General features: G+C 42.4%; 11 protein-coding genes and 2 tRNA genes. 2 read left to right on the top strand and 11 right to left on the bottom strand.

Going from position 1 to position 16,768, the window contains the following annotated elements:
• The first annotated feature begins 198 nt into the window (after positions 1–198).
• Positions 199–1,827 (top strand): long-chain-fatty-acid--CoA ligase, encoded by a 1,629-nt coding sequence (locus ACT3QQ_RS12115; protein ID WP_444528214.1) that lies wholly within the window; start codon positions 199–201, stop codon positions 1,825–1,827.
• Positions 1,828–2,063: 236 nt separating this feature from the next.
• On the opposite strand, the gene ACT3QQ_RS12120 is transcribed toward ACT3QQ_RS12115, so the two are convergent.
• The 10 genes from ACT3QQ_RS12120 to ACT3QQ_RS12165 all read right to left on the bottom strand — a co-directional run bounded on the left by ACT3QQ_RS12120 (position 2,064) and on the right by ACT3QQ_RS12165 (position 13,250).
• A tRNA-Leu gene (locus tag ACT3QQ_RS12120) sits at positions 2,064–2,150 on the bottom strand.
• A gap of 124 nt (positions 2,151–2,274) precedes the next feature.
• A tRNA-Cys gene (locus ACT3QQ_RS12125) sits at positions 2,275–2,348 on the bottom strand.
• 190 nt (positions 2,349–2,538) lie between these two features.
• Complete coding sequence (locus tag ACT3QQ_RS12130; protein ID WP_444521882.1) at positions 2,539–2,673, bottom strand: putative transporter small subunit; 135 nt, start codon at positions 2,671–2,673, stop codon at positions 2,539–2,541.
• Positions 2,674–2,753: 80 nt separating this feature from the next.
• Entirely contained in the window at positions 2,754–4,403 is a 1,650-nt protein-coding gene (locus tag ACT3QQ_RS12135; protein ID WP_444528222.1) for a sodium:solute symporter family protein, read from the bottom strand.
• A gap of 764 nt (positions 4,404–5,167) precedes the next feature.
• A complete protein-coding gene (locus tag ACT3QQ_RS12140; protein WP_444528223.1) occupies positions 5,168–6,196 on the bottom strand; it encodes a formate dehydrogenase accessory sulfurtransferase FdhD in 1,029 nt (342 codons plus the stop codon).
• A gap of 148 nt (positions 6,197–6,344) precedes the next feature.
• Positions 6,345–8,666: an FdhF/YdeP family oxidoreductase gene (locus ACT3QQ_RS12145; protein ID WP_444528215.1), complete on the bottom strand. Its 2,322-nt coding sequence runs from the start codon at positions 8,664–8,666 to the stop codon at positions 6,345–6,347.
• 217 nt (positions 8,667–8,883) lie between these two features.
• Positions 8,884–9,678: an ABC transporter ATP-binding protein gene (locus tag ACT3QQ_RS12150; RefSeq protein WP_444528216.1), complete on the bottom strand. Its 795-nt coding sequence runs from the start codon at positions 9,676–9,678 to the stop codon at positions 8,884–8,886.
• Between the two features lie 64 nt (positions 9,679–9,742).
• Complete coding sequence (locus tag ACT3QQ_RS12155) at positions 9,743–10,642, bottom strand: ABC transporter permease (protein ID WP_444528217.1); 900 nt, start codon at positions 10,640–10,642, stop codon at positions 9,743–9,745.
• Positions 10,643–11,085: 443 nt separating this feature from the next.
• A complete protein-coding gene (locus ACT3QQ_RS12160; protein WP_444528218.1) occupies positions 11,086–12,123 on the bottom strand; it encodes an ABC transporter substrate-binding protein in 1,038 nt (345 codons plus the stop codon).
• 77 nt (positions 12,124–12,200) lie between these two features.
• On the bottom strand, positions 12,201–13,250 hold the full coding sequence (locus ACT3QQ_RS12165) for an ABC transporter substrate-binding protein (RefSeq protein ID WP_444528219.1): 1,050 nt from the start codon (positions 13,248–13,250) through the stop codon (positions 12,201–12,203).
• 594 nt (positions 13,251–13,844) lie between these two features.
• Here ACT3QQ_RS12165 and ACT3QQ_RS12170 point away from each other — a divergent pair.
• Positions 13,845–14,234, top strand: a complete 390-nt coding sequence (locus ACT3QQ_RS12170; protein WP_444528220.1) for a hypothetical protein — start codon at positions 13,845–13,847, stop codon at positions 14,232–14,234.
• Between the two features lie 95 nt (positions 14,235–14,329).
• On the opposite strand, the gene metG is transcribed toward ACT3QQ_RS12170, so the two are convergent.
• Positions 14,330–16,417, bottom strand: coding sequence for a methionine--tRNA ligase (gene metG / locus ACT3QQ_RS12175; protein ID WP_444528221.1), 2,088 nt, complete (start codon positions 16,415–16,417; stop codon positions 14,330–14,332).
• Positions 16,418–16,768: the final 351 nt, after the last annotated feature.

Genomic DNA, 16,768 nt, shown 5'->3' on the forward strand with positions numbered 1-16,768 from the left:
AAGAAAATAAAATTATTTATATAGGTTAATCGTTAAGTCTTTGAAGTTGAGTCACCATGTTTGGGTGTCTACCAAGAACATAATATTAGCTTGTCTTAAAGAATAATTCTGATTATTCTTAATTGAAGCCTATTCTGAGCATTGGATGCTGCAGCAGCAAGAATAAGCGGATTTTCAAACAACTACAAGGAACGTATTATGTTAGGAAAAATGATGTATCAGCCGTTGCTGATCAGTGGTCTAATCGAACACGCTGCCCGTTATCATGGCGATACGGCAGTTCTGTCCAAAGAAGTCGACGGACAGATGACTCATACTAATTGGCTTACTGTCTCAGATAATTCAAAACGATTGGCCAATGCGCTAGCTGCATTAGGACTTCAATCGTCAGAGCGCATAGCGACTCTGGCTTGGAATAACCGTCGACACTTAGAAGCTTGGTATGCAATTTCAGGCAGTGGCATGGTTTGCCATACTATCAACCCACGTTTGTTCCCCGAGCAGCTCAGTTATATTATCAATGACGCTGATGATCGCGTACTATTTTTTGATACTACTTTCTTACCTTTAATTATGGCAATCAAAGAAGAGATTAAAGGTGTTGAGTACTTCATTTGTTTGAGTGATCGAGACGAGAGTATTGTAGAAAAACTGCCTAATGTATTGTTCTTTGATGAGCTGCTAGCAGAAAACGCTACTGACTTTGACTGGCCTCAATTCGATGAAGCGACTGCCAGCTCTTTATGCTATACATCAGGCACTACGGGCAACCCTAAAGGGATTTTGTATACTCATCGTTCTTCTGTGCTACATGCAATGGCATTATGCATGCCTGATGTCTCTGCTCTATCAGCACAGGACGTCTTGTTACCTGTAGTACCGATGTTCCATGTCAATGCGTGGGGCACTCCTTATGCCGCTGCATTAACTGGATGTTCTCTCATACTTCCTGGTCCCAATCTTGATGGTGACAGCCTGGTATCTCTCATCGATGATTGTCATGTCACGGTTGCTTTAGGTGTTCCAACGATTTGGCAAAGCTTATTGACCGCTGCCAAAGCCAGAGCTAGTAAGCTTGATAGTATGACGCGTACCATCGTTGGAGGGGCGGCATGTCCACCATCGGTAATCAAAACGTTCAGAGAAGATTTCAATTGCGACGCAATACATGGCTGGGGTATGACAGAAACCAGCCCACTTGGAACGATGAATCAAATAAAAGCAAAGCATAAATCGCTGAGTAAAGATGAGATTAATGCGCTACGTAACTCTCAAGGTCGTCCACCTTATGGCGTTCAACTGCGTCTCATAGATACTGACGAGCCGCTACAGCGAGTTAAAGAAGATGGTCTGTCTCAAGGTCGTCTACAAATTAAAGGGCACTGGATTATCAATGATTACTACACAGAAAATCCTGATGTGATAACTGAAGACGGTTGGTTCGATACAGGTGATATTGCAACCATTGATGCCGATGGCTATATGAATATCCGTGATCGCTCAAAAGATTTGATTAAATCTGGTGGGGAGTGGATATCGTCAGTAGAGCTAGAGAATATCGCCGTCGCACATCCGCAGATAAGAATGGCAGCCGCTATTGCTGCAAAGCATAAGAAATGGGGTGAGCGTCCAGTACTGATTGTGGTCAAAGAACCAGATTCGGCGCTAGATGAGTCGCAAGTGCTCAGCTTTTACGAAGGTAAAATCGCCAGCTGGCAAATGCCCGATAAAGTCATATTTGTAGAAAACATCGTACTGAATGGCGCTGGGAAAATGGTTAAAAAAGACTTGCGTGATAACTATGGTGATGCATTATTAGCTGTTTAAAGCCATCTTAACGCTTAAATACGTAGAGTAGATAGGTTGTTTTGATAGTAGTGGTATAGGTGGGTAGAGCGTTTAAATACGTCAACATCTATATCACTTATTAGGGTCATTATTAAAGGAAAATATTTAGAAGTTAATATATTAGATATATAGATAGAGTATAGAACGCCAGATACAACAAAGCCCCTGATGTCAGGGGCTTTAGCTGCTCTATAAGATAGTATAGGACTATGTAATGGTACCCGGAGCCGGACTTGAACCGGCACGCTATTGCTAGCGAGGGATTTTAAATCCCTTGTGTCTACCAATTTCACCACCCGGGCAAAACTTGTTTTATCTAAATTGTAAACTAGCTGATAGACCATCTAGTTACTAGATAAGTGGTCGCTATTATAATCGGTTATGATAATAATGCAAGCCAAAATTAACGTAAAGTTAATAAATAATTGGAGGCTGGAGTCGGAATCGAACCGGCGTTAACGGAGTTGCAGTCCGCTGCATGACCACTCTGCCATCCAGCCAATCAAGGTCGCCTATATTAGCAAAAATATAGTAAATTACAAGTCCTTTTTTCGTTAAAAACAGGTTATTTATTATCTTATATATATTTAGCCTTAATTTAGAGGCATTTAAGCTATTAATTGGCTTTTTCAAATCATTAGAAAGCTAGTACTCAATGGTGATTGCTTAAAATATAATGGTGATAATAGGCTAAACAATATCTCTATTGTCACGTTTGGCGTTTTTAACATCGCGATAAGTAGCCGTGCAAATTAATATCAGTACGCCAAGAGTAATAGCAGGCCAGATTAAGATATATAAGCCGTAGATAAAAACGTTGTCCATGGTATCTCCTTATAATATTGCTAAGTAATGATTAGCCAGATATTAGTGACTAATCATTACTCAGATAAAGCGAATCTAATTTAAGATTTAGGTGACGAGAGGGTTTCTGACTTTTTATCGTAATTGCCCACTCGCTGCTTAATTAAATCAAAATCGAAGTGCTCATCTCCCATCAAACTAACAATGACACAGACGACCGTACTGGCGCCGTAAGCTGTTAGAGAAGCTAGTAAGACCATATACTGACGTAAGAAGCCAGTGGCAAAAATAAGCATCAACACTAGCGTGATAGCTGCGGCTACCATGCCAATCTTACGACCTAAGAACCCAAAGACCATTAGCCCAATAACGACTGCTGCGCCGACACTAGATAGCATTTCAAAGAATAACGCAGTGGCACCTGTAATGGGAACCAACTCAAAGCGAGCAACGCAGAATAAAAGAAGACCAACGATAACTGCTGAGGTAAAGGCGGTATTGGTGACGCGATTCCAAAACACACTAGCGATAACAGGGAAGACAATAGCGCCCCATAGTGCACCAACGAATACTAGCATGACCAGAATATCAAGCTTAAAGCTCGCAAAGATGAGTCCAGTCGCTGTCGCCACAATCATTGTACCGCGACCAATTAGCATCATCGTTTTAGGTTTTACATGCCCTTTTTTAGCAATGTTTTTACCGTAGACATCCGCCATCATAATGGTTGATAGCGCGGATAAATCTGAGTCAGCGGTTGAGGACAATGACCCAATCACTAAGATAAAAAACAAGGCAATAAAGACGGGATGTAGATAAGTACTAACCATCTGAGGGATTAGGTTGTTCATATTGCCATCAAGTGGTTCAACACCAATAGTAACTGCCATTAACCCAATCATACCAAGGCCGATGACGATACCGGCATAGCCAACCGTAGCAGTGACAAAAGTTGCTTTGATTTTGGTTTTATCAATTGCAAATAGGCGCTGAGTGATGGTTTGATTACCGATAGCGTATGCCAATACGGCGACAAAATAAGGCGCACCTTGTTGGAAGAATGCTTCAGAAGAGAAAAAATTCTGTTGCTCCAAGGTCAGGTTCGACAGTCCACTGACCATGACCTCAGGGCCGCCCATAGCAAATAATACTGCCGGGATAATGACGATACCAATCGCCATCAAAGCAACCAATTGGGCAAAATCGGTAAAAACAGATGCTCGAAAGCCTGACGTCAATGTATAACTTAGAACACCAATACCTGCAATCATGACACCTGTTTGGAACGATAACGGTGATAGAACAGATACCAATGCGCCAGCAGCAGTGAAGTTGACCATCAAGCTAATTAAACTGCCCATAATGTTGGATATGGCTAAGATTAATTGGCTTGATGAACCGTGGCGGGCATGGATAAGCTCACCCAGTGTATGGCCATCTGGTGCCAGTTCACGAAAGCGCATGCCAAAGGGATAGATGAATAAAATCATCAACGCGCCCCAAAAACCGTAGTGTATCGGCCCTGATACTCCATATTTATAGCCAGAGGTGGCAGCAGCATAAAATGAGGCTGCCCAGATCCAAGTGGCGGTCATACTGGCTGCACCCATGCCGAAACCAACACCATGACCTGCGACCATAAAGCCAGAAGTTGTCTCTTTGTCTTTTTTAATTAATAAAGACAGTAAGTAGGTACCGCCATAAAATGCTAATAACAATAAAATAATCGACAATGATGAAAATTGGAACAACGACTCAGTTTTCAAACTCAGACCTCGCAATTGTTAGTTAATGAATAAAGTTAGGTAATATGAAAGATACCAAACCATTAGGAATGCAATAGGGTTAGCATCACCTATGCATTAGATATATGTGGCTACTGTAAGTAGCGTAAATGTTAGCTGTATTGGTAAGTTGCTATCAACAATTCACTTCCGATTTGACGAATTACAGAGTGTCGAATTAAAGAAAGCAAAAATAATAGGCACGAGTAAATGGACAAACCATTACGCCATTAATATGCATACACAAAGGTAGCTGAGTGCTAAAGAAACCTCATGTGATGAGCATCTATAGCGGAACTACGAATAAGCACTAAGCCATGATTGCATGACCCGAACTCGGTTTAGACAGCCTTATTAGCTGTAATAAGCAATAGGTAAAAAATCTTTTTCTAGCTATTGCAATTGAGGTATTACTGAGTGGCACTAATAAATAAAATTACAGGTTTGTTAAGTGCTTGTAACATTTCTGAGGAACAAGAGTAACCTATTATGTTGCTAACCTCAAACATTATCCGGTAGTTATCAGACAATGATCGAAGATGACATACAAGTGTTTATTTAAAAGAGTTCAATAAGATATTGAAAGATAAGAGGTTGTTATGGCCAATATTGAATGATATATCGCTATTAGTTAAATTATGATTATGAGTAATTAACTGAAAGTTTCATTAGAAAGAAAGGGATAGTTAGTGATAGATGGTTGTTCTCGATGAACAAGTAGAAGTGAGTTTTTAGATACTATCTTGTTTGGTATAGTAGGTGACTCGGTTATCACGTAAGAATCCAGCCAACCCTAGGCCGTAACGTTTGGCCACGCGTACTGCTGTACTGGTAGGGGCTGACATGCCAACCAGCCAAGGAATTTGACTTCGAATGGATTTTTGAACCAGTTCAATAGATAGACGCGAAGTCATGAGTACACAGCTAGTATCTATTTTTTGGCGTAATTGCCAGCCTATAAGTTTATCAAGTGCATTATGGCGACCTACGTCTTCAAATAAATATAACTGCTGATTGTAGATTGTCGCTGCGGCATGCACCGCACCTGTCAGTTGGTGTGTATGTTGTGCGGCGTCCACTTGTTGACGCAGTGCTAATAGGTAGTCGAGGCTGGGCGCGGTTGTCTGAGAGTTATCAATGTTATTCTGTTGGCTAGGTTCATGTTTTAAATGACCCTGTGAGTACACGCTTAAATCAGGCAAAGCTTGCGTCAATCCAGTAATACCGCACATACCGCAGCCTGTACGTCCTGCGAGCTGACGTTTTTGTGCTTGGATACGTTGATGACAGCGCTGACTTAATACCAACTCTACGACATAGATATCGTAATCTTGGAGTTGCTGTAAGCTTTGCTCAACTGATGCTGAATCAAAATCTTCTTCACTCGAATCTTGAGCAAACTTTTGGTAGCTAGCAAGATTTGCAAGGTGAGTCACTTCCCAGTCGAGCAATTCGTGACTGTGTTGAATTAAGCCTTCGCTAAATAAGAACCCAACCGCCAAATACTCTAGTTGGTGAGGACTGGCCATCAGCACAGCATAATGAATACCATTAATAACGATTGAGACCGCAGCTTCAACTGCTAAGCTGGTGGTCTGAGATTCGATTTGAATGGGAGGGTCATTGTTAGAGTCGCTACTAGTTGACGGATAATGATGCTTTTGAGCCAAATGACTACGAGAAAGAGGTGTCTCTGACAAACCGTCATTATCAGGTGCCTTAGGTGAAACTCTCTTAGTGTCAGTTGAATTGTCTATCATAACGGAATCGGCAAAAACTCCACTTTGTTCAGCATTATCTTCGATTGTTATCACGTTTAATCATTGCCTAAAAGTATGAGGGTGTTGATGGTTATCTAGAGGAGTAGCCAATGAAAACGACACTTTCATTGGCTACTCATATTATGGCTTACGCAGGCGTAGCTATCGATGTGTTTGCTTCTACACGCTCCAAGACGACGGTCGTCGATTTGTACGCTGGGATATGGGAGTCTGGCGCATGTGTTTCTAAATCAAAAAGGTCATTGCACTCAGGGTAGTAAGCGGCAACAGCATTAGAGGCAATATCCATTTCGCTCAATACCAATGGGCCTAATACGCGTGGCTGCTCTAGACTGTCTTTAGCACGCTGACGAGTGACCATCACACGGTCACCTTTTTGCCACCCCAGACGGCTTATCTCGTCGGGATGCATAAATAGCACATCACGGCGATCCGTTTGACGATAACGGTCTTTAAACCCAAAAATCATGGTGTTGAATTGATCATGGCTACGGACACTGGTTAATTGCCAAATTTTTTGCGCTGGCTTTTCATGGTTATCCGTATCGTTTGCGGCCGCCATTTGTGCTGCGACAAAAGTAATCGGATATTGTGGCACTTCAAATTGGGCTTTGCCGCTTTCGGTATTCCATACATGATGACGCGCTGCATGATACAAATGGAAGCCACGTTCAGAAGTGCGAATACGCTGATTAAAGTCTTCAAAACCATTAATAGCTTGAGCGATATAGTCTCGAATAATATCGAAATCTTCACCCATCGCAAGCCAAGGAATAGCCGAGTCAGCGCCGAGTACATGAGTCGCAATATCCGCCACGATTTGCGCTTCAGATTTCAAGGTATCACTGACAGGTTTGAGCTTGCCTTGAGTGGGCACAACCTGACACATAGAGTCTTCGATAGTGGCAAACTGCTCACCTTTAGTTGTAATGATACGCTCAGTACGTCCTAAGCAAGGCAGAATTAAATTGTTTGCACCAGGATATAGCATTGTCTCATTGAGCTTAGTACCGACAAATATATTAAGCTGAGTAGTGGTTAAGGCTTGCTCAATAGCGCTAGTATCAGGTGCGGCTACTGCGTAATTACCGCCCATACCCATAAAGACTTTTAGTTTACCAGCGATAAGCGCCTTGGCGCCTGTGACGACATCATAGCCATGTTCTTGTGGCATAGGATGCTCAAACACACGCTCTAAACTGTCTAGTAAGCTTTTGCTAGGACGCTCATGGATACCCATGGTGCGATCGCCCTGTACGTTGGAATGTCCACGCACTGGAGATGCACCTGCACCATCGATACCAATCATGCCCATCAGCAGGAGTAAGTTAGTAATCATCGCGACATTGTCATCACCCTGCACGTGCTGAGTAATACCCATACCCCAAGTGCAAATCGTTGCAGGACTGTTAGCTACTAGCTCAGCAAGATTGACAATATCTGCTTGAGAAATACCGCAGCCAAGGGTGATATCTGTCCATGATTGCTCTGTTAGCCACTGTTTTAGAGGTTCAAAACCTGAAGTATGAGTGGTAATAAAATCCTGATTTATTTTATCGTTTTCGATCAACCATTTAGCAATACCCGTCAATAACGCTGCATCACCACCAATTTGAATTTGAATAACATCGTCGACTACATCATTGCTTTGACCAGCTGCCATATGAGTTGGCTTTTGCGGGTTTCTAAACTTGCTTAATCCTTGCTCACGCATCGGATTGATTGAAATAACTCGGCACCCTTGCTCATGTGCGTGTGCAAGCATCTCGAGCATACGTGGATGATTGGTCGCTGGGTTTTGTCCAAACATTAGTATCAGTTTAGCCTGCTCAAAATCTTCTAGCATTACCGTTGCTTTACCAATACCTAGCTGTTTACTTAGCATGACAGAGGTTGGCTCGTGACACATATTTGAGCAATCAGGTAAATTATTGGTACCAAAGCAGCGTACAAATAACTGAAATAAGAAGGCGGGCTCATTAGTCACACGGCCTGACGTATAAAATAATGCTTCATCAGGTGATTCAAGCTGTCCTAACTGCTCAGCAATTAAGCTATAAGCAGTTTCCCAAGGAATAGGAACGTAGCGATCCTGCGCTGCATCATAATACATTGGCTCTGATAAGCGACCACTATGCTCAAGCTCATAACCAGTCCAACTCTGTAATTCAGTAACAGTATGTCTCGCAAAAAACTCGGCATCTGCTTTGTGAGTCATGGTCTCACTGGCAATGACCTTGATACCATTCTCACAGACATCAATAGCCTTATAGGATTTATGGTCAGGCCAGGCACATCCTGGGCAGTCAAATCCACCTTGAGGTTGATTGCTTTTGAATACGCTGATGCCGCCGCGCAAAAATGTCTTATAGTCCATGAGCTTTTGGGTAGATGAGATCAGCGCAGGCCAACCAGCAGCAGGATGGGAATAAATAGGGATTTTACGCATGACAGACCTCATATATAAATGATAACAGCGAAGTTTTGATAGACAACAACTATATAACGGAGCGTGTGAAGATTGTAGAACTATTAACTATAGATAACAAAAAAATTTAGAAGAAGCTGAGTTTTTTTAAAGATTGATAGTTCATAAAGACATAAAAAAAACGCCCATTTACAAGGCGTTTTTTATTTTAGAATTCAAATGTGGCTGTTTTAAAAAATCAACTCAAGATTAAACTATCATCTTCAACTTTTTCGCCGCGCGTCTGCTCAAACATGTCTAGCAAATCATGCACAGTCATGCCTTTGCGAATGTCACCAGATACATCTAAGACCACTTGACCTTGGTGCAGCATAACGGTGCGTGTACCATGTGCCAGTGCTTGTTGCATAGAGTGAGTAACCATCATCGTGGTTAATTTATTATCCGTGACAATCTTATCGGTCAATTCTAAGACAAATGCTGCAGTCTTTGGATCAAGAGCCGCAGTATGCTCATCAAGTAGCAAGATTTTAGAGGGCTGCAATGATGCCATCAGCAGACTGACCGCTTGACGTTGACCGCCAGAGAGCAGACCCATACGATCGGTAAGACGATTTTCTAAACCTAGCTTTAAGACTGATAGCTTTTCTCGGAACAAATCACGGTTATTCTGATTTAAAGCAACTTTCAAACCGCGATTGCCACCGCGCTTGTAGGCCAGTGCCATATTTTCTTCGATCGTTAGCGCTTCACAAGTTCCCGCCATTGGGTCCTGAAAAACACGAGCAACCCAATGCGCGCGTTGATGGGCAGACTTTTTGGTTACATCAATACCATTTAGCAGGATTGAGCCACTATCGACGCGCGTTGTACCGCTTACCGCGTTCAAAAAAGTAGATTTACCTGCACCATTGGTACCGATGACAGTGACAAATTCACCGTCAGCAATGTTTAAACTGATACCACGTAGGGCAGGGTTTTCAATCGGCGTGCCTGGGTTAAAGGTCAACCGTAAATCGGTGGCTTGCATCATAATCGTTATTCCTTATTGTCTCTTCAAGCGTCGCAAGTGTTATAAATACTTGCTTTGATTATCATTAGGCGCGAACTCTGCGTGATAAAAACTTGGTTTTCGCTTTTGGCAATACCAAGGCTAATACCACGAGCAATGCGGTAATCAAGTTCAAATCCTGCGGACCAAAGCCGATACTACGTAGCGTATCGCTTGATAGTGCGACCTGAATGAACAGCTTGTACAATACCGCACCGATAACAACGGCAAAGGTAATCAGCCAGATACGCTTGGCAGGAATGATCGTCTCACCGATGATGACCGCTGCTAGACCAATAACAATCGTACCGATACCAATCGAGATATCTGCGCCACCCTGAGTCTGGACAAACAACGCACCTGCTAGGGCAATCAAACCGTTAGAAATCGCCATGCCGACAATGGTCATCCATGAAGTGTTAATACCCTGCGCCTGTGCCATTCTCAGGTTTGAGCCAGTAGCACGCATCGATAGACCTGTCTCGGTGCTATAAAACCAGTTCAGAAATAACATGGCAGCCACCACAACGACACCAATAATGAGGCAGCGCATCCAATAACCATTACCATCAGTCACCAAGCTGCTAAACACTGTGGTTTCACCAAGGAGGGGTAGGTTTGGTGCGCCCATGATACGTAGGTTGACAGAATATAAGGCAACCATAACCAAGATACTGGCAAGCAGTTGCAAAATGCCAAGTTTGACATGCAACCACGCAGTGACGATACCAGCGACTGAACCTGCTAGCATACCAAAAGCACAGGCCAACCATGGGTTGATACCAGCGATGATAGAAATACCAGCGACTGCGCCACCTAACGGAAAACTACCGTCAGCGGTCAAATCTGGAAAGTCGAGCGTACGAAATGAGATAAGCACACCGAGTGCTACTAGGCCATAAATCAGACCACTTTCAAGCGCACCAAAAAAAGCAATTAAAGACATAAGAGATCAGTAAGTCATAACCAAGTGTTTAGCGTATGGTACCAAGATAAGTAAATGGCAATGGCCAAAATCATCTACCTGCTAAACAGCTAAGCGGTGAATTTAACAGATTAAGCAATCTGCAGTTAGGGTAAACCAAAACATGTCACGATTAACAACGATCATAAGCTACCTTGGTTTGAAGCGATGGTTCAGGATATTGCAATGTAATCAATAAACTTATCCTCTACTCAACAAGTATCAGATAAATAGCGAGACAAATACAGTACTATTAAACACGCTTGCAAAAAAAGACTCTGTTTAGACAAGAAGCCCAGCCTAATGACTCATAGCTGGGTTTCTTGTTCAATCATTGGCAGTGTATTTTAAGGTATACAACACATTATTGCTTAGTGTCGCTATCCTATTCATACCTACTATTTTAAGCCAAATACAAAGGTGCGTTATTCTATCACTTCTTTTGCATTATCGATAACTGCTTGAGGCAAAGTGATGCCTTCTTCTTTAGCGTGCTTTGGACTAACGTATAAATCAAGCGCTTGTGGCGTATAAACAGGGATAGCGCCTGCTTCTTCACCGTTTAAGATACGTACAACAATTTTACCAGTTTCACGGCCAAGCTCGTAGTAATTCACGCCTAGAGCAGCAACCGCACCGCGCTCAACTGAGCTGGTGTCTGAGGCGATAAGAGGGATCTTACTTTGTTTGGCAATTTGATAGAGTGATTCGTACGCTGATACCACGTTGTTGTCGGTTGAGGTGTAGATCATATCAACCTTACCTTCGAGACTACGGGCTGCCATTGCGATGTCATTACTACGCTGTGCAGGCGCTTCGAGTACATTAACACCTAGTGGCGTTAGCTTCTCTTTTAGATTTTTCAGGATAATCGTTGAATTGACTTCGCCTGGGCTATAGACATAACCGACGTTCTTTAATGATGGGATGATTTGACGCATCAAATCAATTTGTGGCTCATACGGTAGGGCATCCGATGCGCCTGTGACGTTGGTACCAGAGCCATCTAGCTTAGGTACCAGTTTTGCGGCTACAGGATCAGTAACTGCTGAGAATACCAATGGAATGCTGCTAGTAGAAGCGGCAACAGACTGAGCAGATGGTGTGGCAATAGCAACGATAACATCTGGTGCATCAGCGACAAATTGCTTGGCAATCTGACCGGCAGTAGCAGTGTTTCCTTGCGCGCTTTGGAAATTAACGGTGAGGTTTTCACCGTCTGTGAATCCTGCTTCATTTAACTCGTCGATGACACCTTTACGTACATCATCAAGCGCTGGATGTTCGACGATAGCGGTAATGGCAACGGCCTTCATAGCTGTCGCTGCATCACCAGTAGCAGCATCCGTGGTGCCATCATCTTGTGCTGATTGGTTACAACCAGTCAAGATAGCAGTACATACACCGCCCAATAATAAAGCCTTACCAAAATTAAAACGACCAAAACGATTTTGAGACAACATGGGTCTTACTCCTAAAATAATAGTGTGTCCATACACAATATAAATAATTGACGAGCTAATAGAGAACTTACTGCTTTTTATTTGGTTTCGGCATCAATATCAACATTAATGGCGTTGTTTAGTAACTCTGCTGGCAAGCTGACACCTTGCGTTTGAGCATGCTTAGGACTGACATATAAGGTCAGATCATTCATGACTTCAGGTTTGATGGTATTGACTGCTTCACCATTCAACACGCGATATACCATCTTGCCAGTGGTACGACCAAAATCATAATCATTAACACCAAGCGCAGCAGTTGCGCCGCGTTTTACACTGAATTCATCAGACGCGATAATCGGTAACTTTAGCTCATTCGCCGCTTGGGTCATGGCCTCAAAGGCAGAAGCGACATTGTTGTCAAATGAGGTATAGATGATATCAGCACGCCCTTGCAAACTGCGCGTTGCCATACCAATATCCGTTGGGCGATTGGCAGGAATGTCTAGTAGTGATAGACCTCGTGCTGGCAGAGCTTGTTTTAGATTTTCACGCAATGATACTGAGTTTGCCTCACCTGGGCTATAGACATAGCCGATGGTTTTTAGGTCAGGTTTTATTTGCTGCAACAAATCCAACTGCGGCTCTAGTGGTAGTTGGCTTGATAGTCCAGTTAAGTTGCTTTGGAAAGGCTCACCATCTGCTGTGATGAGCTTGGCACCTAGCGGATCTGACACAGCGGTGTAAATAATAGGGATAGTCGTCGTCGCGGCTACCACGGACTGCGCAGAAGGTGTCGATATTGCTACGATTGCGTCAGGACTGTCTCCTGCAAATTGCTTGGCAATCTGTCCTGCAGTTGCTGTATTGCCTTGCGCACTTTGGAAGTTAACCGTTAGGTTTTGCCCTTCGACATAGCCATTATCTGCCAACTCATCAATAATCCCGCGGCGCATATCATCTAGTGATGGATGCTCAACGATTTGAGTAATGGCGATTGATTTGGCAGGTTTGTCTGTAGCCGTGCTATTTTCAGCAGTCGCTGCGGTCTCGGTAGAGGAGTTTGAGCAGCCGATTAGTCCAAGTGTACTAATGGCACTGAGAGCAACGCCATATAGGCTTAAGCGTAGAGTAGAAGCGATAGTCATTATTAGGTTAACTCATAGGTTATATCAATCGTAAAAACCAAGCAATTACAGCTAAACTTACTAGCTTATATGGTAGTAATTTTCTCATCTGTCTGGTGTACTTTGGTTTTTTGTCATGATATTGAAGAATGCAGATTAGCCAAGTCAATGCTACGTTGATGCTGAGATAGCAGGCTAACAATTAAATAAAGTAATCGTTCCATCGATTATTATGTTTATATTATGACAGTAATGTAAGTTATCGCAATAAAAAATTGATTTGTGGCAGTCATGGTGATGGAAAGTAAAAAAATCATCACTTCTTTTTATCTTACTAAGAGACGTAATGAAGTAAAGCTCTTGTGTGGATCCAATTATAGATGATGCCATTAGGGTGCTTTTGTTTGCTGAGACCATATGCAAAAGGCTTACACCCTAGCAACGCATCTATTACGTACTCACTTCATAATTAACGTAAGATAATTTTCATATGAGAAACATAATAGGTCTAAGATTAATCCAGTCGTTAAGCGGACATCGTACTGACATAGTGGACATGAAATAGACGCTATTGTTTATCTAACTTTCTCGGATGACCATTTTAAGGATAATATTATGAACACTGCTAATCTTAAATTGTTAACCATCGCTAGTATCACGGCTACTTCTTTGATTGGATTGCCTGCTGTGGCAAAAAATGGTCATGGAAACGGACATGGTAATAGCAAAGGTAACTCTGCCCATATCAGTAAAAACTATAAGCATAATGGCAATGCCCACCCAAGTATTAACGCCTATCGCAATGCCAGTCCAAACGCCTCATTTAAGCGTAATCTTGATAAGTACGGTTATAGAGTAGTCGGCAAGATTGATAGAAGAGATTATGATCGCTCTGTCATTTTAGACCGTTATGATGACCGTTACGTTCGTATTCGTACGCCAGAAAATAACATTGTGACAGTGATTAATGATACATTGCAGATTATCGATATTTTGAGTAGATAAGTATAAGGCTTGGTTTTTAGTCATTTGATAAATCAACCATAAAAAAAGATGCCACTTAGGGCATCTTTTTTATTTTTTAATCTTAAAAATAACCGTTAAGCCAGTACATCACCAACAACACAAGCATCTGGTAATGTAACGACGGTTAAGCCTGTCTTTGGCTCACCAGTTGACAATACCATGCCTTCTGATACGCCAAATTTCATCTTACGTGGGGCAAGGTTGGTCACACAAACAACCTTTTTATTGACCAATTGCTCTGGCTCATAAAACTTGCGGATGCCGCTAAACACGTTGCGTGGTTTGTCTTCACCAACATCTAGCGTGAACTGTAGTAGTTTATCAGCACCTTCTACATGGTTACACTCTAAGACGTGTGCTACTTTCATCTCAACTTTGGCAAAGTCTTCGATACCAATGTAGTCAGTTTGCTCAGTATCTGTTGTCTGCGCTTTGTCTTTTGCGGCAGGCTTGCTACTATCAGTCGTGGCAGTAGCGTCTGTTTGTGCTAGAGAGGCTTTTGAATTTTCTACCATCGCGTCAATGTCTTTCGCTTCGATACGCTGCATCAATGGTTTGAATTTATTGATTTTGTGTCCAAGTAACCACTCATTACGACTGGCAAAGCTGAGGTCATCAAGATTCAAAAACTCTTTGGCATTGGCAGTCAGTTCAGGTAGTACTGGCGCAAGATAAACCATCAATTGACGGAAAATATTGATAGCGACCGAGCAGACGTCTTGAACTTCTTGCTCTGTGCCCTCGATCTTAGCAAGCGACCACGGTTTTTTCTCATCAATATATTCATTGGCTTTATCTGCACATTGCATGATTAAACGCATGGCACGAGAGAATTCGCGGTTTTCATAGGCCGCAGCAATCTCATCACCAGTTTTGGTAATGTCTTCTAATAACGCTGACTCGACGCAAACTTCTGACAGCATACCGTCGTACTTCTTCACCAAGAACCCAGCACTACGACTGGCGATATTGACGACTTTACCAACCAAGTCAGAATTGACCTTTTGCATAAAATCATTTAGATCGAAATTAATATCTTCAACTTTGTCAGACAGCTTACTGGCGAAGTAATAGCGCAGGTATTCTGGGTGCAAATGTTCCGCATAAGTTTTGGCATTGATAAAGGTGCCGCGTGACTTACTCATTTTTTCGCCATTGACCATCAAGAAACCATGGGCAAAAACACCAGTTGGCGTGCGTAACTCACTACCAGCTAGCATCGCAGGCCAAAACAAGGCATGGAAATAAACGATGTCTTTACCGATAAAGTGATAGACCTCAGTTTTTTGCTCGTTTTCTTGTGCCCAGTAACGGTCAAAATCAAGCGCTTGGTCTGTACCTGAACGCTTATCACATAGGTTTTTAAAGCTTGCCATGTAACCAACAGGTGCATCTAGCCACACATAAAAATATTTGTCTGGCTCGTCGTTTGGAGTGTCTGGGATTTGGAAACCAAAGTAAGGTGCATCGCGCGAGATGTCCCAGCTGGCTAGTCCAGAATCAAACCATTCTTGCAGCTTATTAGCCACTGACGTTTGCAAACGGTTGTCACTACGTGTCCACTCTTTTAGGAACTGTTCAAACTCTGGTAGATCAAAGAAATAGTGTTTGGACGTTTTGAGTATGGGTGTTGCGCCTGAGATAGTTGAGCGTGGATTTTTTAACTCTACGGCATTATAAGTCGTGCTGCAAACCTCACAGTTATCGCCATATTGATCTGCTGTACCACATTCTGGGCACTCTCCTTTGACAAAGCGATCGGCTAGGAACAGTTGCTTTTCAGGATCAAATAGCTGCTCAACATCTTTTGTACTGATATGACCAGCACTATTAAGACGACGATAAATCAGTTCAGAGAAATGCTTGTTTTCTTCTGAGTGAGTGGTGTAATAATTATCATAATTAATGAGGAATTTTGAGAAGTCTGCTTCGTGTGAGGCTTTGACTGCTGCAATTTGCTCTTCTGGCGTCACGCCATTGTCTTCTGCTTTGAGCATAATACCAGTGCCATGAGCATCATCTGCGCAGACATAAGTAACTTTATGGCTTTGTGCTTTCATCGCACGCACCCAAATATCAGTTTGAATATGCTCTAAAAGATGCCCCAAATGGATGTCACCATTGGCGTAGGGTAAGGCACTGGTTACTAGAATCTCACGCACTTTTATCACCTATATTTTTATATAAACGGGTTGGTTATCGAACATCTTAAGCAGTTCATCGCTCGTCGATGCGACATCGTTAATGCTAAAAACTTCTAAAAATAATGAAAATTTAAAAAGTGCGCCTATGATACCGTAATTCAGATAAATTTGTGATATTCCTTAGTAATTACTTCTCATTCGTCAGACATTTATTAACCACAAATAATAGGTTTGCATTGAATTTGGTAGTTATAAAATGGTTGTCAACTAGCCATAAAAAACCCCACTAAGCAGTATGCCAAGTGGGTTTTTAGTTCTGGATTATTAGCGTAGATACCAGTAGTTAGTCCTGTAGTTAATAATAACGAC

This window comes from Psychrobacter sp. AOP7-A1-24 (genome assembly GCF_052376235.1).
Lineage (GTDB): Bacteria > Pseudomonadota > Gammaproteobacteria > Pseudomonadales > Moraxellaceae > Psychrobacter.

Bases quoted from the DNA above. Each gene is read 5' to 3' on its own strand.
- ACT3QQ_RS12165 (WP_444528219.1), bottom strand. From the start codon at position 13,250: ATGACTATCGCTTCTACTCTACGCTTAAGCCTATATGGCGTTGCTCTC.
- ACT3QQ_RS12150 (WP_444528216.1), bottom strand. From the start codon at position 9,678: ATGATGCAAGCCACCGATTTACGGTTGACCTTTAACCCAGGCACGCCG.
- ACT3QQ_RS12155 (WP_444528217.1), bottom strand. From the start codon at position 10,642: ATGTCTTTAATTGCTTTTTTTGGTGCGCTTGAAAGTGGTCTGATTTAT.
- ACT3QQ_RS12145 (WP_444528215.1), bottom strand. From the start codon at position 8,666: ATGCGTAAAATCCCTATTTATTCCCATCCTGCTGCTGGTTGGCCTGCG.
- ACT3QQ_RS12115 (WP_444528214.1), top strand. From the start codon at position 199: ATGTTAGGAAAAATGATGTATCAGCCGTTGCTGATCAGTGGTCTAATC.
- ACT3QQ_RS12130 (WP_444521882.1), bottom strand. From the start codon at position 2,673: ATGGACAACGTTTTTATCTACGGCTTATATATCTTAATCTGGCCTGCT.
- ACT3QQ_RS12170 (WP_444528220.1), top strand. From the start codon at position 13,845: ATGAACACTGCTAATCTTAAATTGTTAACCATCGCTAGTATCACGGCT.
- ACT3QQ_RS12140 (WP_444528223.1), bottom strand. From the start codon at position 6,196: ATGATAGACAATTCAACTGACACTAAGAGAGTTTCACCTAAGGCACCT.
- ACT3QQ_RS12160 (WP_444528218.1), bottom strand. From the start codon at position 12,123: ATGTTGTCTCAAAATCGTTTTGGTCGTTTTAATTTTGGTAAGGCTTTA.